This is a genomic window from Streptomyces sp. WAC 06738 (assembly GCF_003945505.1).
GTDB lineage: Bacteria > Actinomycetota > Actinomycetes > Streptomycetales > Streptomycetaceae > Streptomyces.
Window position 1 is genome coordinate 1,391,789 of record NZ_CP029618.1, and the last position, 19,915, is coordinate 1,411,703.

18 protein-coding genes are annotated in these 19,915 nt (G+C 72.9%); 9 read left to right on the forward strand and 9 right to left on the reverse strand.

Annotation, left to right across the window (positions count from 1 at the left end; all coding sequences use genetic code 11):
- Positions 1-5: 5 nt before the first annotated feature.
- The 4 genes from DMB38_RS05785 to DMB38_RS05800 form a co-directional block, all read right to left on the reverse strand.
- On the reverse strand, positions 6-341 hold the full coding sequence (locus DMB38_RS05785) for a non-heme iron oxygenase ferredoxin subunit (protein ID WP_101425177.1): 336 nt from the start codon (positions 339-341) through the stop codon (positions 6-8).
- The gene (gene sufD, locus DMB38_RS05790) at positions 338-1,519 is read right to left on the reverse strand and encodes a Fe-S cluster assembly protein SufD (RefSeq protein WP_125934229.1); all 1,182 of its coding nucleotides are present in this window, start codon (positions 1,517-1,519) and stop codon (positions 338-340) included. Before sufD ends, DMB38_RS05785 begins: the two co-directional genes overlap by 4 nt.
- Positions 1,520-1,593: 74 nt before the next feature.
- Complete coding sequence (sufB, locus tag DMB38_RS05795) at positions 1,594-3,021, reverse strand: Fe-S cluster assembly protein SufB (RefSeq protein WP_047015112.1); 1,428 nt, start codon at positions 3,019-3,021, stop codon at positions 1,594-1,596.
- Positions 3,018-3,719, reverse strand: a complete 702-nt coding sequence (locus DMB38_RS05800; RefSeq protein WP_240662674.1) for a metalloregulator ArsR/SmtB family transcription factor — start codon at positions 3,717-3,719, stop codon at positions 3,018-3,020. The genes sufB and DMB38_RS05800 overlap by 4 nt, the downstream gene beginning before the upstream one ends.
- Before the next feature lie 240 nt (positions 3,720-3,959).
- Here DMB38_RS05800 and DMB38_RS05805 point away from each other — a divergent pair, with 240 nt between their 5' ends.
- From DMB38_RS05805 to DMB38_RS05815, 3 genes are all read left to right on the forward strand, one after another.
- Positions 3,960-4,895 (forward strand): ABC transporter ATP-binding protein, encoded by a 936-nt coding sequence (locus tag DMB38_RS05805; protein WP_125934230.1) that lies wholly within the window; start codon positions 3,960-3,962, stop codon positions 4,893-4,895.
- A complete protein-coding gene (locus DMB38_RS05810) occupies positions 4,892-5,683 on the forward strand; it encodes an ABC transporter permease (protein WP_125934231.1) in 792 nt (263 codons plus the stop codon). Before DMB38_RS05805 ends, DMB38_RS05810 begins: the two co-directional genes overlap by 4 nt.
- A gap of 84 nt (positions 5,684-5,767) precedes the next feature.
- Positions 5,768-6,751: a COX15/CtaA family protein gene (locus tag DMB38_RS05815; protein WP_125934232.1), complete on the forward strand. Its 984-nt coding sequence runs from the start codon at positions 5,768-5,770 to the stop codon at positions 6,749-6,751.
- Positions 6,752-6,796: 45 nt separating this feature from the next.
- Here the strand turns inward: DMB38_RS05815 and DMB38_RS37645 are convergent, their stop codons facing one another.
- Both DMB38_RS37645 and DMB38_RS05825 read right to left on the reverse strand, forming a co-directional pair.
- On the reverse strand, positions 6,797-7,354 hold the full coding sequence (locus tag DMB38_RS37645; RefSeq protein WP_125934233.1) for a hypothetical protein: 558 nt from the start codon (positions 7,352-7,354) through the stop codon (positions 6,797-6,799).
- A gap of 42 nt (positions 7,355-7,396) precedes the next feature.
- Positions 7,397-8,338: a heme o synthase gene (locus tag DMB38_RS05825; RefSeq protein WP_125934234.1), complete on the reverse strand. Its 942-nt coding sequence runs from the start codon at positions 8,336-8,338 to the stop codon at positions 7,397-7,399.
- Positions 8,339-8,591: 253 nt separating this feature from the next.
- On the opposite strand from DMB38_RS05825, the gene tkt reads away from it, so the two are divergent.
- Genes tkt through pgl form a run of 5 tightly spaced genes read left to right on the forward strand, consistent with a single transcriptional unit; the run spans position 8,592 to position 15,229 of the window.
- Positions 8,592-10,691, forward strand: coding sequence for a transketolase (gene tkt, locus DMB38_RS05830; protein WP_125934235.1), 2,100 nt, complete (start codon positions 8,592-8,594; stop codon positions 10,689-10,691).
- 38 nt (positions 10,692-10,729) lie between these two features.
- A complete protein-coding gene (tal, locus tag DMB38_RS05835) occupies positions 10,730-11,848 on the forward strand; it encodes a transaldolase (RefSeq protein WP_125934236.1) in 1,119 nt (372 codons plus the stop codon).
- Positions 11,849-11,854: 6 nt separating this feature from the next.
- Positions 11,855-13,384 carry a glucose-6-phosphate dehydrogenase gene (gene zwf, locus DMB38_RS05840; protein ID WP_125934237.1) on the forward strand — a complete coding sequence of 510 codons (1,530 nt, stop codon included), beginning with the start codon at positions 11,855-11,857 and terminating at the stop codon, positions 13,382-13,384.
- The gene (opcA, locus tag DMB38_RS05845) at positions 13,381-14,436 is read left to right on the forward strand and encodes a glucose-6-phosphate dehydrogenase assembly protein OpcA (protein ID WP_125934238.1); all 1,056 of its coding nucleotides are present in this window, start codon (positions 13,381-13,383) and stop codon (positions 14,434-14,436) included. The genes zwf and opcA overlap by 4 nt, the downstream gene beginning before the upstream one ends.
- Positions 14,437-14,446: 10 nt before the next feature.
- Entirely contained in the window at positions 14,447-15,229 is a 783-nt protein-coding gene (gene pgl / locus DMB38_RS05850; RefSeq protein WP_125934239.1) for a 6-phosphogluconolactonase, read from the forward strand.
- Positions 15,230-15,281: 52 nt separating this feature from the next.
- Here the strand turns inward: pgl and DMB38_RS05855 are convergent, their stop codons facing one another.
- On the reverse strand, positions 15,282-16,265 hold the full coding sequence (locus tag DMB38_RS05855; protein ID WP_125934240.1) for a BadF/BadG/BcrA/BcrD ATPase family protein: 984 nt from the start codon (positions 16,263-16,265) through the stop codon (positions 15,282-15,284).
- A gap of 110 nt (positions 16,266-16,375) precedes the next feature.
- On the opposite strand from DMB38_RS05855, the gene DMB38_RS05860 reads away from it, so the two are divergent.
- The gene (locus DMB38_RS05860) at positions 16,376-17,137 is read left to right on the forward strand and encodes an SIS domain-containing protein (RefSeq protein ID WP_125934241.1); all 762 of its coding nucleotides are present in this window, start codon (positions 16,376-16,378) and stop codon (positions 17,135-17,137) included.
- Here the strand turns inward: DMB38_RS05860 and DMB38_RS05865 are convergent.
- Both DMB38_RS05865 and pgi read right to left on the reverse strand, forming a co-directional pair.
- Complete coding sequence (locus DMB38_RS05865; protein WP_125934242.1) at positions 17,107-18,168, reverse strand: PP2C family protein-serine/threonine phosphatase; 1,062 nt, start codon at positions 18,166-18,168, stop codon at positions 17,107-17,109. The two genes, DMB38_RS05860 and DMB38_RS05865, sit on opposite strands and share 31 nt — an antisense overlap.
- An 88-nt stretch (positions 18,169-18,256) precedes the next feature.
- Entirely contained in the window at positions 18,257-19,909 is a 1,653-nt protein-coding gene (gene pgi, locus DMB38_RS05870) for a glucose-6-phosphate isomerase (protein WP_125934243.1), read from the reverse strand.
- Between the last annotated feature and the right edge of the window lie 6 nt (positions 19,910-19,915).

Below are 19,915 nucleotides of genomic sequence, written 5' to 3' on the forward strand. Positions count from 1 at the left end.
TGCCTTCAGGACTCCTGGGTGACGGAGACGAGCACGTCGTCCCCTTCGATCTTGACGGGGTACACGGGGACGGGGCGCGTCGCGGGCAGCCCGGAGGGCTTGCCGGTACGCAGGTCGAAGGTGGAGCCGTGCAGCCAGCACTCGATCTGGCAGTCCTCCACCTCGCCTTCGGAGAGCGAGACGTTCGCGTGCGAGCAGATGTCGTAGATCGCGAACACCTCGTCCCCGGTGAGCACGACCGACACCGGCGTGCCGCCGAGGTCCACCCGCTTGGGGAGGTCCTCCTCCAGCTCGCTCAGCGCACAGGCGCGTACGTACGTCGCGTTGGTCGTGTCGGTCATGCCACGGACGCCTCCAGCTCGGCCTCGATCTTCTCGATCAGGCGCTGCTCGACGTCCTCGATGCCGATCTGCTGCACCAGCTCGGCGAAGAAGCCGCGGACGACCAGCCTGCGGGCCTCGTCGGCCGGGATGCCGCGGGCCATCAGGTAGAAGAGCTGCTCGTCCTCGAAGCGGCCGGTGGCCGACGCGTGGCCCGCGCCGACGATCTCGCCGGTCTCGATCTCCAGGTTGGGCACCGAGTCGACGCGGGCGCCGTCGGTGAGCACCAGGTTGCGGTTGAGCTCGTACGTGTCGGTGCCCTCGGCGCGCTTGCGGATCAGCACGTCGCCGATCCACACGGCGTGCGCGTCGGCGCCCTGGAGCGCGCCCTTGTACGCCACGTTGCTCCGGCAGTGCGGGGCGTCGTGGTCGACGAAGAGGCGGTGCTCCTGGTGCTGTCCCGCGTCGGTGAAGTACAGCCCGTACAGCTCGGCCTCGGCGCCCGGGCCCGCATAGTGCGCCCGGGGGTGCAGCCGGACGAGGTCGCCGCCGAAGGTGACGATCACGGACTTGAAGCTGGCGTCCCGGCCGATGAGCGCGGACTGCTGCGCGACGTGCACGGCCCCGTCGGCCCAGTCCTGCACGGAGACGACGGTGAGCTTGGCGCCGTCGCCGAGCACGTACTCGGTGTTCTCGGCGAGCACCGCGTCGCCGGTGTGGTCGATGACGACGACGGCCTCGGCGAAGGCGCCCAGCTCGATGAGCTGGTGCCCGTACGAGACGCCGCCCTCCCCGTGCACCGAGACCCGGATCGGCTCCGTGAGCTGCGTGTCCTTCGGCACGGTCACGACCGTGGCCTTCTCGAACGAGGAGTACGCCTGGGCGGCGATCCGGTCCACCGGAGTGCCGGCCCGGCCCAGCCGGGCGTCGTCGCGGCCGACGGTCTCGACGGTGACGCCGTCGGGCGCGGTGATGGCCGTCTTGGGCTCGCCGGTGGCGGTGGCGCTGCCGTCGTGCAGGCCGCGGGTCCGCTCCAGCGGGGTGAAGCGCCACTCCTCCTCCCGGCCGTGCGGGACCGGGAAGTCGGCCACGTCGAAGGACGGTGGGGCGCTCATCCTGGTGGCCACGGTGGACTCGGCGGCCACCGCGATGCTTCCGGCGGCGGTGGAGCCGGCCGGGATCTTCTGGGCGTCGGCCATGACTGTTCTCGTACTCGCTTTCTCGGGAATCGTCTCGGAGGCTGTTCCGGCCTGTGCGGGCGTACGGCGGCCGGCTAGCCGACCGCGCCCTCCATCTGCAGCTCGATCAGCCGGTTGAGCTCCAGCGCGTACTCCATCGGCAGTTCCTTGGCGATCGGCTCGACGAAGCCGCGGACGATCATCGCCATCGCCTCGTCCTCGGACAGGCCGCGCTGCATCAGGTAGAAGAGCTGGTCGTCGCTGACCTTGGAGACGGTCGCCTCGTGGCCCATCGTCACGTCGTCCTCGCGGACGTCGACGTACGGGTAGGTGTCCGAGCGGGAGATGGTGTCGACCAGGAGCGCGTCGCAGAGGACGTTGGACTTCGAGTTCTCCGCGCCCTCGCCGATCTCGATCAGGCCGCGGTACGAGGTCCGCCCGCCGCCCCGCGCCACCGACTTGGAGACGATGTTGGACGACGTGTTCGGCGCCATGTGCACCATCTTGGCGCCGGCGTCCTGGTGCTGGCCCTCGCCGGCGAAGGCGACGGACAGCGTCTCGCCCTTGGCGTGCTCGCCCATCAGGTAGATCGCCGGGTACTTCATGGTGACCTTGGAGCCGATGTTGCCGTCGACCCACTCCATGGTCGCGCCCTCGTAGGCCACCGCGCGCTTGGTGACCAGGTTGTACACGTTGTTCGACCAGTTCTGGATCGTGGTGTACCGGCAGCGGGCGTTCTTCTTCACGATGATCTCGACGACCGCCGAGTGCAGCGAGTCCGACTGGTAGATCGGCGCGGTGCAGCCCTCGACGTAGTGCACGTACGCACCCTCGTCGACGATGATCAGCGTCCGCTCGAACTGGCCCATGTTCTCGGTGTTGATCCGGAAGTACGCCTGCAGCGGGATCTCGACGTGCACGCCCTTGGGGACGTAGATGAACGAGCCGCCGGACCAGACCGCGGTGTTGAGGGAGGCGAACTTGTTGTCACCGGGCGGGATGACCGTGCCGTAGTACTCCTTGAAGAGCTCCGGGTGCTCCTTGAGCGCGGTGTCGGTGTCCAGGAAGACGACGCCCTGCTCCTCCAGGTCCTCGCGGATCTGGTGGTAGACGACCTCCGACTCGTACTGCGCGGCGACGCCGGCGACCAGGCGCTGCTTCTCCGCCTCGGGGATGCCGAGCTTGTCGTAGGTGTTCTTGATGTCCTCCGGCAGGTCCTCCCAGGACTGGGCCTGCTTCTCGGTGGACCGGACGAAGTACTTGATGTTGTCGAAGTCGATGCCGGAGAGGTCGGAGCCCCAGGTGGGCATGGGCTTCTTGCCGAACAGCCGCAGGCCCTTCAGCCGGGTCTTCAGCATCCAGTCGGGCTCGGACTTCTTGCTGGAGATGTCCCGGACGACGTCCTCGGACAGGCCGCGCTTCGCGGCGGCGCCGGCCGCGTCGGAGTCGGCCCAGCCGTACTCGTAGCGTCCCAGTCCTTCGAGTTCGGGATGCTCCGGAGCGGTCTCGATGGGCGCAGTCATGCGGGGTTCCTCCCGGATGTCGGTGGCTGCCTGCGAGCGTGGTGCTCGCGGATTTCGGGGACGAACGTCGTACACACCCCGTCGCCGTGGGCGATGGTGGCCAGACGCTGCACATGGGTGCCGAGCAAGCGGGAGAAGACCTCGGTCTCCGCCTCGCAGAGCTGCGGGTATTGCTCGGCGGTGTGCGCCACCGGGCAGTGGTGCTGGCAGAGCTGCTCGCCGGGGGCTCCGGGCGCACTGCGCGCGGTGGCAGCGTACCCGTCCTCGGAGAGCAGCCGGGCGAGAGCCTCGACCCGGCTCTCGGGGGGCATGCCGGCCAGCTCCGCGGCGTACCGCTCGGCCTGCTCGGCGACCCGGTCGCGGGCGAAGGCGGCGACGGCCGCCTCGCCCCGCACGCCGCCGCCCGCGCTCTGGGCGATCCAGCGCAGTGCGTCGGCGGCGAGCTGATCGTACGCCTGGTCGAAGGCGTCGCGGCCGCAGTCGGTGAGGGCGAAGACCTTGGCCGGACGGCCGCGGCCGCGGGTCCCGTAGACCCGCTGGTCGCGGGGTTCCACGATGCCCTCGGCGACGAGCACGTCAAGATGCCGCCGGACGGCGGCAGGGGTGAGTTCGAGCCGGTGGGCCAGGTCGGCGGCGGTCGACGGGCCGTGGTCGAGGATGGAGCGGGCCACGCGGTTGCGCGTCCCGTCACCGGGCACGACGGCGCCGGCGGCCGGCCCGGCCGCCTGCTCCTTCGCCGTGCTCCCACCCGGGTCCACGTTTTTCACAACGCCATTGTTGCTTAATTCGCCGGGGCGCGACAAGCCGGGTCGCGATCACCGTGCGGTGGAATGCGTCACTTAGGGTTACCTAAGTTCCGTACGGGATCCGCCCGCCCCTGGCGTGAACCCTCCCGGGGCGGCGCCGGCCGGGCCCGCGGGCTCTTTAGACTCGCACTCATGCAACAGCCCTCCACCGACGCGGCCGTCGCGGTGTCCGGCCTCGTCAAGCGGTACGGCGGGAAGACCGCCGTCGCCGGGCTCGACCTGACCGCCGCCCGCGGCGACGTCACCGCCGTCCTCGGCCCCAACGGCGCGGGCAAGACGACCACCGTGGAGGTCTGCGAGGGCTACCGCCGTCCGGACGCCGGCACCGTCCGCGTCCTCGGCCGCGACCCCCTCGCCGACGCCGCCGAGCTGCGCCCCCGGGTCGGCGTGATGCTGCAGTCCGGCGGCGTCTACCCCGCCGCCCGCGCCGAGGAGATGCTGCGGCACGTCGCCCGGCTGCACGCCCACCCCCTGGACGTCGTCGCGCTCATCGAGCGGCTGGGCCTCGGCTCCTGCGGCCGCACGCCCTACCGCCGGCTCTCCGGCGGCCAGCAGCAGCGCCTCGCGCTCGCCATGGCCGTCGTCGGCCGCCCCGAGCTGGTCTTCCTCGACGAGCCGACGGCGGGCCTCGACCCGCAGGCCCGCCGCGCCACCTGGGAGCTGATCCGCGAGCTGCGCGCCGACGGGGTGTCCGTGGTGCTCACCACCCACCACATGGACGAGGCGGAACAGCTCTCCGACAAGGTCGCGATCATCGACGGCGGCCGGCTGCTGATCGAGGGCGCTCCCGACGAGCTGTGCCGCGGCGGCGCGGAGAACACCATGCGCTTCACCGGCCGCGCGGGGCTCGACCTCGGCTCGCTGCTGAAGGCGCTGCCGGCGGAGACCGCGGCGCTGGAGCTGGCCCCGGGCTCGTACCGGATAACCGGTGAGATCAATCCGGAGCTGCTGGCCACGGTCACGACCTGGTGCGCGCAGAACGGGGTGCTGCCGGAGCAGATGACGGTGGAGCGGCGCACGCTGGAGGACGTCTTCTTGGAGCTGACGGGGAAGGATCTGCGCGCATGAGTGCTCGGCAGGCGGGGACGGGTGTCCACGCGCCCCGTCCCGGAGCGGCGCCGCTGCGCCGCATGGTCGCCGCGCAGGCGGGACTGGAGACGCGGCTGCTCCTGCGCAACGGCGAGCAGGTACTCCTCACCATGATCATCCCGGCCGTGCTGCTGCTGCTCTTCAGCACGGTCGACGTCGTCGACACGGGACCCGGCCAGCGCGTCGACTTCCTCGCCCCCGGCGCCATCGCGCTCGCCGTCCTGGCCACCGCCTTCACCGGCCAGGCCATCGGCACCGGCTTCGACCGCCGCTACGGCGTGCTGAAGCGGCTCGGCGCCTCGCCGCTGCCGCGCGCCGGGCTGATGGCGGCGAAGGCGGCGGCGGTGCTGGCCACGATCGCGCTGCAACTCGTGCTCCTGACCGCCATCGCGCTGGCGCTCGGCTGGTCGCCGCGCGGCGGCGCCGGCGGCGCGCTCGCCGTGGTGCTGCTCGTCGCGCTGGGCACGGCCGCGTTCTCCGGCCTGGGGCTGCTGATGGCCGGCACGCTGCGCGCGGAGGCGACGCTCGCCGCGGCGAACCTCGTCTTCGTCCTGCTGCTGGTGGCGGGCGGCGTGATCGTGCCGCTGGAGAAGTTCCCCGACGGCGCCCGCGCGGTGCTCGAAGTGCTGCCCGTCGCGGCCCTCTCGGACGGGCTGCGGGGCGTGCTCCAGGACGGCGGCGGCATGCCGTGGGGCGAGGTCGGGCTGCTGGCCGGCTGGGCGGTGCTGGGACTCGCCGCCGCCGCGCGGTTCTTCCGCTGGGAGTGACCCGGCCGGGTTCTACGGGCGTACGGAAACGGGCGGCTCCCCCCTCGTGAAACCGCGCACAAGGGGCGGCATACGATAGGCGCCGTGCAGAACCCCCTCGCCCTCATCGCCGAGCGCTGGACCCCGACGCAGAAGACGGTCCAGCGCGCGACGCTCTCCGCACTGCTGATGAGCATCGTCATCGTCGTCACCGGGGGCGCCGTCCGGCTGACCGGCTCCGGGCTCGGCTGCGACACGTGGCCCAAGTGCTCGAACGACAGCCTCCTGGCGACGTCCGAGATGGGCGTGCACGGCGCCATCGAGTTCGGCAACCGGCTGCTCACGTACGTGCTGTGCGCCGCCGTCGGCTGGGCCATCGTCGCCGCCCGCGCCACCAAGCCGTGGCGCCGCGAGCTGACGCGGCTGGGCTGGGTGCAGTTCTGGGTGGTCATGGGCAACGCCGTCCTCGGCGGTGCCGCGGTGCTCACGGAGCTCAACCCGTACACCGTCGCCGCCCACTTCCTGCTCGCCACCGGGCTGATCACGATCACGTACCTCACCTGGCACCGCGCCCGCGAGGGCGACGGCGGGCCCGACCTGCTCGTCGGCGCCGTGGTGCGCCGGCTCACCCGGGCGCTGGTGGCGGTGTCCGTCCTGCTGCTGGCCGCGGGCACCGTCGTGACCGGCACCGGGCCGCACGCGGGCGACTCCAGCGACGTGCCCCGGATGGGGTGGATCAGCTGGGACCACGCGGCGAAGGTGCACTCGTTCACGGCGTGGGCGGTGGTCGCCCTGACGATCGCGATCTGGGTGACGCTGAAGCTCGTCGACGGCCCGCCGGGGCCGCTATCCCGGACCCGGGACCTGTTCTGGGTGCTGATGTCGCAAGCCGTCGTCGGCTACGCGCAGTACCTGACCGACGTGCCCGAATTCCTGGTCATGATCCACCTGTTCGGTTCGACGCTGGTGTGGATCGCGGTGCTGCGGGTGGTGGTCTCGCTGCGCCACCGGCCGGAGGTGGCGCCCGCGGCTTCGCCTCCGGCGGCGACGCCGGCTGAGGTGCGGCCGGTGGGCTCCACGGCCTCGTAGCACCGAACGCCTCCGGCGGGACGGGGACCACCCACGGGGTGGAGGTCAGGAACCCTTCTCCCCGCCGTCCTCTGCGCTACCCGCCCCGGCGTCACCACGGGCTCCCACAGCGAGGCCGTCCCCGGACTTCACGCCGCCGCCTTCCGTACTCCCGGCAGCGTCCGTGCCGGCCTCCCCCGCCGACTGAGCCGGCTCGGGCGCGGACGGTTCGCTCTGCTCGGCTCCCCCGCCGGAGGCCGTCGCCTCCTCGCCCACCGCGGCCGGCTCCGCTTCGGGCTCGCTGCCCGGCGCAGCCGGGTTGGCCTGGCCGCCGACCTGGATTCCGGCCATCCGCGTCCATTCGTACGGGCCGGTCCGTACCCCCGCCGCCAGGTCGCCGTCGAAGTCCTCCTGCAGCGCCACCCCGGCGGCCTCCGCCGCCGCCGTCGCGCTGCGCATGCTCGGCGCCACCAGGTCGCCCCACGTGCCGTCCGCCCCGACCAGCACCAGCCGGGCACCCGGCTCGCCGAGGTACGCGACCTGTCCCCGCGCGCCGCCGTGGCGGCCGGCGAAGGATTCGATCTGCCGGGTGAGCTTGCGGGTCCTGCGGTCGTCGTTGCTCATGCCGCAGATGCTACCCGCCGGTAAGTCGGCACAGGAAGGGACTCAGCGCAGGAAGGGGTCCACGGCCACCGCGATGAACAGCAGCGACACATAGGTGATCGACCAGTGGAAGAGCCGCATCTCCTTGAGCTTCGCGCCCACGACCCCGCTCTTCGCCCGCCGCAGCAGCCCGTGCGCCTCGCGCAGCCACACCGCGCCGAGCACCGCGGCCACCACCGGGTAGAACCAGCCGGTGTAGCCCAGCGGCCACAGCAGCAGGGAGACGGCGACCATCACCCAGCTATAGGCGACGATCTGCCGCGCCACGACCTTGTTCGACGCCACCACCGGCAGCATCGGCACCTTGACGCGCGCGTAGTCGTCCTTGACCTTCATCGACAGCGGCCAGTAGTGCGGCGGCGTCCAGAAGAACATCACCAGGAAGAGGATCAGCGACGCCCAGGAGACGGAGTTCGTCACCGCGGACCAGCCGATGGCGACCGGCATGCAGCCGGCGATGCCGCCCCAGACGATGTTCTGCGAGGTGCGCCGCTTCAGCAGCATCGTGTAGACGAGGACGTAGAAGAGGTTCGCGCCGAGCGCGAGCGCCGCCGACAGCGGGTTGACGAGTGTGGCGAACCACACGGTCGAGACCACCGTCAGGGCCAGGCCGAAGGCCAGCCCCTCGGCGGGCCGGACCATCCCGGTCACCAGCGGCCGCTGCTCGGTGCGGTGCATCAGCGCGTCGATGTCCCGGTCCAGGTACATGTTCAGCGCGTTGGCACCGCCGGCGGACAGATAGCCGCCGATACAGGTGGCGAGCACCAGCCACAGGTCGGGCACGCCCTCGGCGGCCAGGAACATCACCGGAACGGTGGTGATGAGCAGCAGCTCGATGATGCGCGGCTTGGTCAGCGCCACGAACGCCTTGACCCGGGCACCGGCCGGCCGGTGCGCAGTGCCCTGCCCGAGCACCCCTGCGGGTCGGGATTCGACGGCCGTCACGGACACCTCTGCTCGGGGTCAAGGGATTCTGTACGTCGTCACTGTAGACGCTGCGTATCGGCCCCCCGCGCGGGGGGTGCCCCGTGTTGGGGCCGCCCGCACCGGCCCCGGGGCCCGTACGCGCGGGTGCCGTCCGGCAGGCGCGACCGGCCCGGCAACGGCACTCTGGATTTCAGCGGGATAGGCTCGAAGGCGCCCGGTGCTTTCCGGTCGCCGGAGTTCCCGACCGTGGAGAGAGGAGCCCTGAACAAGGGTGAGCACGCAGCCGACCACCGACTTCGAGTGGAACGAACTGGACGACCGCGCGGTGGACACCGCTCGCGTTCTGGCAATGGACGCCGTACAGAAGGTCGGCAACGGCCACCCCGGCACGGCGATGAGCCTGGCCCCCGCCGCGTACACGCTCTTCCAGAAGGTGATGCGGCACGACCCCGCCGACCCGCAGTGGACCGGCCGGGACCGCTTCGTCCTCTCCGCCGGCCACTCCAGCCTGACCCTCTACACCCAGCTCTACCTGGGCGGGTTCGGCCTTGAGCTGGCCGACCTGGAGGCGTTCCGCACCTGGGGCTCCAAGACCCCCGGGCACCCCGAGTACGGGCACACCGCCGGCGTCGAGACGACGACCGGGCCGCTCGGCCAGGGCGTCGCCAACGCCGTCGGCATGGCGATGTCCGCGCGCTACGAGCGCGGCCTCTTCGACCCCGACGCCCCCGCCGGCACCTCCCCGTTCGACCACCACATCTGGGTGATCGCGGGCGACGGCTGCCTCCAGGAGGGCATCTCGCACGAGGCGTCCTCGCTGGCCGGCCACCAGAAGCTGGGCAACCTCATACTGCTCTGGGACGACAACCACATCTCCATCGAGGGCGACACCGCCGCCGCCGTCTCCGAGGACACCGTCGCGCGCTACGAGGCGTACGGCTGGCACGTCCAGCGCGTCGCGCAGAAGCCGAACGGCGACCTCGACCCCGAGGCGCTGTACCGGGCGTTCCAGGAGGCCAAGGCCGTCACCGACCGGCCGTCGTTCATCGCCGCCCGCTCGATCATCGCCTGGCCGGCGCCGAACGCGCAGAACACCGAGGCCGCGCACGGCTCGGCGCTGGGCGCGGAGGAGGTCGCCGCGACCAAGCGGGTCCTCGGCTTCGACCCCGAGCGGCACTTCGAGGTCGACGGTGACGTGCTCGCGCACGCCCGCGCGCTGGGCGCGCGCGGCGCGGAGGCGCACGCCAAGTGGGACAAGCAGTTCACCGCCTGGCGGGAGGCCCACCCCGAGCGCGCCGCGGAGTTCGACCGGATCCGCGCGGGCGAACTGCCCGCGGGCTGGGCGGACAAGCTGCCGTCGTTCCCGGCCGGCAAGGCCGTCGCCACCCGCAAGGCGTCGGGTGAGGTGCTGAAGGCGCTCGGCCCGGTGGTGCCGGAACTCTGGGGCGGCTCGGCCGACCTCGCCGGCTCCAACAACACCACCATCCCCGGCTCGGCCTCGTTCCTGCCCGCGGACAACCCGCTGCCCGGCGCCGACCCGTACGGCAGGACCGTCCACAACGGGATCCGCGAGCACGCCATGGCCGCCGCCATGAACGGCATCACGCTGCACGGCAACACCCGTGTCTACGGCGGCACGTTCCTGGTCTTCTCCGACTACATGCGCAACGCGGTGCGGCTGTCGGCGCTCATGCACCTGCCGGTGACGTACGTGTGGACGCACGACTCCGTCGGCCTCGGCGAGGACGGCCCGACCCACCAGCCGGTCGAGCACCTGACGAGCCTCCGCGCGATCCCCGGGCTGAACGTGGTCCGCCCGGCGGACGCCAACGAGACGGTCATCGCCTGGCGCGAGATACTGCGCCGCTACACCAAGGAGTACGGCGTCGGCGCCCCGCACGGCCTGGCACTGACCAGGCAGGGCGTGCCGACGTACGAGGCCAACGACGACACCGCCCGCGGCGGCTACGTGATGTTCGAGGCCGAGGGCCCCGGCGGCGAGGACACCGAGCCGCAGGTCATCCTCATCGGCACCGGCTCCGAGGTGCAGCTCGCGGTCGCCGCCCGCGAGCTGCTGCAGGCCGAGGGCGTGCCGGTGCGGGTGGTCTCGATGCCGTCCGTGGAGTGGTTCGACGAGCAGCCGCAGGAGTACCGCGACGCGGTGCTGCCGCCCGCGGTCAAGGCCCGGGTGGCGGTGGAGGCGGGCGTCGGGATGACGTGGCGGCGCTTCGTCGGGGACGCCGGACGCGTCGTCTCCCTGGAGCACTTCGGCGCCTCCGCCGACTACAAGGTCCTGTTCCGCGAGTACGGGCTCACCGCCGACGCCGTCGCCGACGCCGCCCGGGAATCCCTGCGGGCCGGAAGTCGCTGACGGTTACAGACGACACGATGTCAGGAGATGCAATACCGATGACCGACGCACTCGAGCGCCTCTCCGGTGAAGGCGTCGCGATCTGGCTCGACGACCTGTCCCGCAAGCGCATCACGTCCGGCAACCTCGCCGAACTGATCGACGAGAGCCACGTCGTGGGCGTGACCACCAACCCCACGATCTTCCAGAAGGCCATCTCGGCGGGCGACGGCTACGACGGCCAGCTCACGGACCTCGCCACCCGCGGCGTCACCGTCGAGGAGGCCGTCCGCATGATCACGACGGCCGACGTACGCGACGCGGCCGACGTGCTCCGCCCGGTGTTCGACGCCACCGAGGGCCAGGACGGCCGGGTCTCCATCGAGGTCGACCCGCGCCTCGCCCACCACACGGCCGCCACCGTCGCCGAGGCCAAGCAGCTTGCCTGGCTGGTGGACCGGCCCAACATGTTCGTGAAGATCCCCGCCACCCGCGCCGGGCTGCCCGCCATCACGGAGGTGCTCGGCAAGGGCATCAGCGTCAACGTCACGCTGATCTTCTCCCTGGAGCGCTACCGCGAGGTGATGGACGCGTTCCTCGCCGGCCTGGAGCAGGCGAAGGCCGCGGGCCTGGACCTGGCGGAGATCCGCTCGGTCGCCTCGTTCTTCGTCTCCCGCGTGGACACCGAGGTCGACAAGCGGCTCGACGCCCTGGGCACCGACGAGGCGAAGGCGCTGCGCGGCAAGGCCGCCGTCGCCAACGCCCGGCTCGCCTACGAGGCGTACGAGGAGGTCTTCTCCTCGGACCGCTGGCTCGCGCTGGAGAAGGCCGGCGCCCACAAGCAGCGCCCCCTGTGGGCGTCGACGGGCGTGAAGGACAAGGCGTACAAGGACACGCTCTACGTGGACGACCTGGTCGCCCCGGGGACGGTCAACACGATGCCGGAGTCCACGCTGCACGCCGTCGCCGACCACGGCGGGATCGAGGGCGACGCGGTGCGCGGCACGTACGCCGGGGCCCGTGCCGACCTCGACGCCCTGGAGAAGGTGGGCATCTCGTACGACGAGGTGGTCGGCCTGCTGGAGGACGAGGGCGTGGAGAAGTTCGCGAAGTCCTGGACCGACCTGCTCGACTCCACGCGGCAGGAGCTGGAGCGCCGTGTACCGAAGGGGGCGTAATCGACGGTGACCGGCCCTGAGACCAACCCGCTGCGGGACCCGCAGGACCGGCGGCTGCCGCGGATCGCGGGCCCCTCGGGCCTGGTGATCTTCGGCGTCACCGGCGACCTGTCGCGCAAGAAGCTGATGCCCGCCGTGTACGACCTGGCGAACCGGGGGCTGCTGCCGCCCGGCTTCTCCCTGGTCGGCTTCGCCCGCCGCGACTGGGAGGACGAGGACTTCGCGCAGGTCGTCCACGACTCGGTCAAGGAGCACGCGCGCACGCCGTTCCGCGAGGAGGTGTGGCAGCAGCTCTCCGAGGGCTTCCGGTTCGTCCAGGGCGACTTCGACGACGACGAGGCGTTCGAGCGGCTGCGCACCACCGTCGAGGACCTGGACAAGGCACGCGGCACCGGCGGCAACTTCGCCTTCTACCTCTCGGTGCCGCCGAAGTTCTTCCCGCTGGTCGTCCAGCAGCTCAAGGAGCACCGCCTGGCCGACCCGGCCGGCGACTCCTGGCGGCGCGCGGTCATCGAGAAGCCCTTCGGGCACGACCTGAAGAGCGCGGAGGAGCTCAACCGGATCGTCCACGAGGTCTTCGAGCCCGACCAGGTCTTCCGCATCGACCACTACCTCGGCAAGGAGACCGTCCAGAACATCCTGGCGCTCCGCTTCGCCAACACGATGTTCGAGCCGATCTGGAACCGGTCGTACGTGGACCACGTGCAGATCACCATGGCCGAGGACATCGGCATCGGCGGCCGCGCCGGCTACTACGACGGCATCGGCGCCGCCCGTGACGTCATCCAGAACCACCTGCTGCAACTGCTGGCGCTCACCGCGATGGAGGAGCCGACGGCCTTCGACGCGCAGGCGCTGGTGGCGGAGAAGACCAAGGCGCTGGAGTCGGTGCGGCTGCCGGAGGACCTGGGCCGGCACACCGTACGGGCGCAGTACACGGCCGGCTGGCAGGGCGGCGAGAAGGTCCGCGGCTACCTGGAGGAAGAGGGCATCGACCCGCACTCCGGGACCGACACCTACGCCGCGATCAAGCTGGAGATCGACAACCGCCGCTGGGCGGGTGTGCCGTTCTACCTGCGCGCCGGCAAGCGGCTCGGCCGCCGGGTGACGGAGATCGCCGTCGTCTTCCAGCGGGCGCCGCACCTGCCGTTCGACACCACCGACACGATGGAGCTGGGCCAGAACGCCCTGGTGATCCGCGTCCAGCCGGACGAGGGCATCACCGTGCGGTTCGGCTCCAAGGTGCCGGGCACGTCGATGGAGGTGCGGGACGTGACGATGGACTTCGCCTACGGCGAGTCCTTCACCGAGTCCAGCCCCGAGGCGTACGAGCGGCTGCTGCTGGACGTGCTCCTCGGCGACGCGAACCTCTTCCCGCGGCCCCAGGAGGTCGAGCTGTCCTGGAAGATCCTCGACCCGATCGAGGAGCACTGGGCCAGGCACGGCAAGCCCGCGTCGTACACCGCGGGCACCTGGGGGCCGAAGGCGGCGGACGAGATGCTGGCACGAGACGGACGGAGCTGGCGGCGGCCATGAACATCGACCTCACCGAGACCACCTCGGCCCAGATCAACGCCGCGCTCGTGGGCGCCCGGCGGTCCACCGGCACGCCGGCGGTCGGGATGGTGCTCACGCTGGTGATAGTCACCGACGAGGGCAACCACTACGACGCGCTCAAGGCCGCCAGCCAGGCGTCCAAGGAGCACCCGTCGCGGATCCTGGTCGTCATCAAGCGGCCGGGGCGCTCCCCGCGCGAGCGGGCGCTGGCGCGGCTGGACGCGGAGGTGCGCGTCGGCAACGAGACGGACACCGGCGAGACGGTGCTCCTCCGGCTCCACGGCGAGCTGGCGGGGCACCCGGAGAGCGTCGTGCTGCCGCTGCTGCTGCCGGACGCGCCGGTGGTGGTCTGGTGGCCGGAGGACGCGCCGGAGAACCCTGCGGAGGACCTGCTCGGCCGGCTCGCCACCCGCCGCATCACGGACGCGGCGGCCTGCGAGGACCCGGTCGGCGCGCTGCGGCAGCGGGCCACGGCGTACGCGCCCGGGGACACCGACCTGGCGTGGACGCGGATCACGCCGTGGCGCAGCATGCTCGCGGCGGCGCTGGACCAGCGGCACGCGGCCATCGAGTCGGCGGTGGTGGAGGGCGAGGAGTACAACCCCTCCTCGGAGCTGCTGGCGCTGTGGCTGGCCGAACGGCTGCGGGTGCCGGTGGAGCGCACCGGCTCGCCGGGCCCGGGGCTGACCGCGGTGCGGCTGCTGACGACGGACGGCGTGATCTGCCTCGACCGGCCGAACGGCGCGCTGGCGGAGCTGGCGGTGCCGGGGCAGCCGGAGCGGCACGTGGCGCTCAAGCGGCGCACGACGGCGGAGCTGATCGCGGAGGAGCTGCGGCGTCTCGACCCGGACGAGGCGTACGCGCAGGCGGTGGCGTACGGCGTGGAGCGGCTGGCGCCCGCGGGGGCCGTGGAGGCCGACGTAGCGGAGGCGGAGGCGGAAGCCGGGGCCGGGACCGCGAAGAAGGCGGCGCCGAAGAAGCAGCCGGCGAAGAAGGCCGCGGCGAAGTCCTCCTCGGCGAAGTCGTCGTGAACGGGGCGCCGTGAGCACGCCGCAGATCGTCGTCCACCGCGACAAGGAGCTGATGGCCGAGGCGGCCGCCGCCCGGCTGATCACGAAGGTCGTGGACGCGCAGTCCGCCCGGGGCGCGGCGTCGGTCGTGCTCACGGGCGGCCGCAACGGCAACGGCCTGCTGGCGGCGCTCGCCGCCGCCCCGGCCCGGGACGCGGTCGACTGGTCGCGGCTGGACCTGTGGTGGGGCGACGAGCGCTTCCTGCCCGCGGACCACCCCGACCGCAACGCGACCCAGGCCAGGGAGGCGCTGCTGGACGCGGTGCCGCTCGACCCCGCGCGGGTGCACGAGATGCCGGCGGCGCAGGCGGAGTTCGGCGCCGACGCGGACGCGGCGGCGGCGGCGTACGCGCGCGAACTGGCCGCCGCGGCCCGGCCGGAGGACCACGGGCCGGTCCCGGCGTTCGACGTGCTGCTGCTGGGCGTGGGCCCGGACACGCACGTCGCGTCGCTCTTCCCCGAGCTGCCGGGGGTACGGGAGACGGAGCGCACGGTCGTCGGCGTCCACGGGGCGCCGAAGCCGCCGCCGACGCGGATCTCGCTGACGCTGCCGGCGATCCGGGCGGCGCGGGAGGTGTGGCTGCTGGCGGCGGGCGAGGACAAGGCGCGGGCGGCGGCGATGGCGCTGTCGGGCGCGGGGGAGATCCAGACACCGGCGGCGGGCGCCCGCGGCCGGACCCGCACTCTCTGGCTGCTGGACCGCCCCGCCGCGGCCCTGCTCCCCCCGGCCCTGTACCCGCCGGCGTCGCCGTAGCGCGCGGGCGCCGCGGGAGACGGGCAGCGGTACGCGCGGGTGAGGGCTCGCGTCAGAGCATCGTCCGGGCCAGCGCCACGGCGCCCGCCAGGCCGTCCGGAACCGGGGCCGGGGTCACGTCGTACGGGCGCATGCGGGCCGTGAAGCGGGGCAGGAGGGGGCCCGCGGGGGCGAGGAGCGCGCCGGTGGTCACCAGGGGCTCGCCGGGCGCGGGGGCGAGCACGGCGACCGTCTCCGCGAGGTGGTCCGCGGCTTCGTCGAGGATCGCCCCGGCCACCGTGTCACCGGCCGCAGCGGCCCGTACGACCACCGGGCACAGCCGCGCGATCTCCACCGGCGCCCCCGCGAACCCGGCATCCACCAGCGCGATCCGGACCACCGGGTCGGCCGCCGCCCGCACAGCAGTCGCGCCTGCGCCCCGCTCCCCCGGCTCTCCTCCGCCCGTCGCCGCCGTCAGCAGCCCCGCCAGCGCCGTCGCCGGGCCCCTGCCGTCCAGGGACCGCAGCGCCGCTCGCAGCGCCTGCCGGGCGATCCAGAAGCCGCTGCCCTCGTCGCCCAGGAGCCAGCCATGGCCGTCGATCGTCGCCGTCTGCCGCCGGTCCCTGATCCGGGCCGCGCACGCGCCCGTGCCGGCGATGGCCACGACCCCCTCCGACGGTGCGTCCGGGCCGGCCGCAAAGGCGATCTCCGTGTCGCCGCGGATCTGCAGCGGCACCGGCCGGACCCCGCCCTGGCGCAGCGCCGTGCGCAGCGCCGCGTGCGCCACCCGCGTGCCCGCGTCGTCCGGGTTGCGGGGCTCCGCACCGGCGACGCCCGCGACCACCGCCGCGATCCGTCCCGTGCCCGGCGCCTCCGCCGCCTCCGCCAGCGGCGCCACGCACGCCGCCAGCCGGGACGCCAGCACCTCGGGCGGCACCGAGCGCGGGTTTCCCGCCCCCGCCGACGCCGTCCGCAGCACTCCGCCGCCCGCCGAGCGTGCGAGCGCCGCGCGGATCCTCGTCCCGCCCACGTCGATGCCGATGACCAGCTTCTCCACTGCCCGCTCCCGGTGGTCGGCCCCGCACCGCGCCCTTGACGCACCGCGCGCCACTGCCTGAGATTGACCCCGCGTACGGCCTGTTGTCCAGACCACTCCCGGGAGCACCGATGACCCTCAAGCCGATCAGCGCGGCCGCCTTCACCGCCGCGGCCCTGACCTCACTCCGGCGGGTCGCCGAGGGGCAGCGCGCCGAGGTCGGCGCCGCCGCGACGGTGTTCGCGGACGCGCTGGGCGGCGACGGCGTGATCCAGGCGTTCGGCACCGGGCACTCCGAGTCGCTGGCGACCGAGATCGCCGGCCGCGCCGGCGGCTTCGTACCGACGAACAAGATCGCCCTGCGGGATCTCGTGATCTACGGCGGCGAGCCCCCGGCGCTGCTCTCCGACGCCAAGCTGGAGCGCGACCCCGCGACCGCCCGCCGGCTGTACGAGCTGGCCGCGCCGCACCCCGCCGACGCCTTCGTCATCGCCTCGAACTCCGGCATCAACGGCTGCGTCGTGGAGATGGCCGCCGTCGTGAAGGAGCAGGGGCACCCGCTCGTCGCCGTCACCTCGCTCTCCCACGGCGCCCGCGCCGAGTCCCGCCACCCCTCGGGCAAGCGGCTGGCCGACCACGCCGACGTGGTGCTCGACAACGGCGCCCCCTTCGGCGACTCCGTCCTCACCCTGCCCGGCGGCGGCACGGCCTGCGCGGTGTCGTCGATCACCGGCGCCCTGCTCGTGCAGCAGGTCGTGGCCGAGGCGATCCGGCTGCTGCTGGAGCGCGGCGTGACGCCGCCGGTGTACCTGTCGGCGAACATCCCCGAGGGCGACGCGCACAACGCCGCCCTGGAGGCCCGCTACGCGGGCCGGATCCGCCGCGGGGCGTAGCGGAGCAGCACCAGCGCCGAGTCGTCGTGCAGGTCGGGCGCCCAGTCCGCGAGGTCGTGCCGCAGCGCGGCCAGAACGTCGGCCGGCGGGCGCTCGCGCGGCGCGCGGGCGTAGCGCTCCGCCAGCGGGAAGAACTCGCCCGCCGCGCTGCGCGCCTCCAGCACGCCGTCGGTGGCCAGCAGCAGCTCGTCGCCCTCGGCGAGCGCCATGGTGGTCTCCTCCACGTCCTGGAGGGACCGCGACAGACCGAGACCCAGCGGCGGCCCGCCGTGCAGGTCGGCCTCGCGGACGCGGCCCGCTGCGCTGCGCAGCAGCGGCGGGGGGTGGCCGTGGTTGAGGGCCCGGCAGAGGCCCTCCGCGGAGATCGTCAGCAGCAGCACGGTGGCGAAGTCCTCGGGGCCGCCGTCGCGCGCGAGGCTGCGGTCCATGCGGGCGGCGATCCGGTCCAGCTCCGGCTCCTCGTGCGCGGCCTCGCGGAAGACGCCGATGGCCATGCCGGTGGTGCGGACGACGCCGAGGCCGTTGCCGCGCACGTCGCCGATGAGGACCCGGACGCCCCAGCGGGTGGTGAGCACCTTGTAGAAGTCGCCGCCGATCATCGCCTCGTCGGCGGCGGAGCGGTACGAGTGCGCCACCTCCAGCGGCCCGGCGCGGGCGGGCGGCGCGGGCAGCAGGGCCTGCTGTACGACGTTGGCGACCCGGATGACGCTGGTGAGCCGCCGCTCGCGGGCGAGGCGCTCGCGGTACACGACGAGCCCGACCACGGTGGCGCAGCCGATGGCGAGGATGCCCGACCAGAAGCCGAGATCGAGCTGCCTGAAGTTCCACCAGCTCAGCGCGGTGCCGAGGATCAGCGCGCCGGCACCGGCGACGAGGATCGCCCGGCGCGTGCCGTTGACCGCGACGAACACCGGCACCACGGCGAACAGGGCCTCCATCGTGTGGCCCTGCGCGGCCGCGATGTCCACGGCGGTGGCGCCCGCCAGAAAGCCCCCCGCGACCCAGTAGGAGGTCCCGCGCAGCCACCGCATCTCTCCAGGCTGCCGCGCGGAACCCCGCCCCGCCAGCAGAACGCCGCCGAACGCCGCAGGTCAGCGCCGTTCGGCGGCCCTCAGTGCGTCACCGCCCGCGCAGCGCCCGGTAGGCGTCGACCAGCGCGAGGGTCGAGCCGTCGAGGCCGGGGACCTCCGTGCCGTCCGCCAGCGCCGGCTCCAGCCGCTTGGCCAGCACCTTGCCCAGCTCGACGCCCCACTGGTCGAAGGAGTCGATGTCCCACACCGCGCCCTGGACGAAGACCTTGTGCTCGTAGAGCGCGACGAGCTGCCCCAGCACCGAGGGCGTCAGGCCGTCGGCCAGGATCGTCGTCGTCGGGTGGTTGCCCGGGAACGTCCGGTGCGGCACCTGCGCCTCGGGTACGCCCTCGGCCGCCACCTCCGCCGCCGTCTTGCCGAAGGCGAGCGCCTGTCCCTGGGCGAAGAGGTTGGCCATGAGCAGGTCGTGCTGCCCGGTCAGCTCGCCCAGCTCGGGGACCGGCCGGGCGAAGCCGATCAGGTCGGCGGGGATCATCTTGGTGCCCTGGTGGAGCAGTTGGTAGTACGCGTGCTGGCCGTTGGTGCCGGGCGTGCCCCAGACCACGGGCCCGGTCTGCCAGCCGACGCGCTCGCCGCCGCGGTCGGTGGCCTTGCCGTTGGACTCCATGTCGAGCTGCTGGAGGTAGGCGGTGAACTTCGACAGGTAGTGGCTGTACGGGAGCACGGCGTGCGACTGCGCGTCGAAGAAGTTGCCGTACCAGATGCCGAGGAGGCCCATCAGCAGCGGCGCGTTCTCCTCCGGCGGCGCGGTGCGGAAGTGCTCGTCGACGAGCCGGAAGCCGGCCAGCATCTCGCGGAAGGCGACCGGGCCGATGGCGACCATGAGGGACAGGCCGATGGCCGAGTCGTACGAGTAGCGCCCGCCGACCCAGTCCCAGAACTCGAACATGTTGTCCGTGTCGATGCCGAACTCGGCGACCTTCGCCGCGTTGGTCGACAGGGCGACGAAGTGCTTGGCGACCGCCTCGTCGCCGGCGCCGAGGCCCGCCAGCAGCCAGCGCTTCGCGGCGGTGGCGTTGGTGATCGTCTCGATGGTGGTGAAGGTCTTGGAGGCGATGACGAAGAGCGTGGTCTCGGGGTCGAGGTCCCGCACGGCCTCGTGCAGGTCGGCGCCGTCGACGTTGGAGACGAAGCGGACGGTCAGATCCCGCTGGGTGTACGCGCGCAGCGCCTCGTACGCCATGGCCGGGCCCAGGTCGGAGCCGCCGATGCCGACGTTGACGACGGCGCGCACCGGCTTGCCGGTGTGGCCGCGCCAGTCGCCCGAGCGGACCCGGTCGGCGAAGGTGGTCATCCGGGTCAGCACGTGGTGCACGCCGGGCACCACGTCCACGCCGTCCACCTCGACGGTCTCGGCGCTGGGCGCGCGCAGCGCGGTGTGCAGCACGGCCCGGTCCTCGGTGATGTTGATCTTCTCGCCGCGGAACATGGCGTCGCGCAGCTCGGCGACACCGGTCGCGGCGGCCAGTTCGCGCAGCAGGCGCAGGGTCTCGTCGGTGACGAGGTGCTTGGAGTAGTCCAGATAGAGGTCGCCGACGCGGAGCGTGTACCGGCGGCCGCGCTCGGGGTCGGCGGCGAACAGCTCGCGCAGGTGCGTGGCGCCGAACTCCTCGCGGTGCTTGGCGAGTGCGTGCCACTCGGGGGTCTGGTCGAGCCTGGTGCGTGACGTGGTGTCGGCCATGCCGTC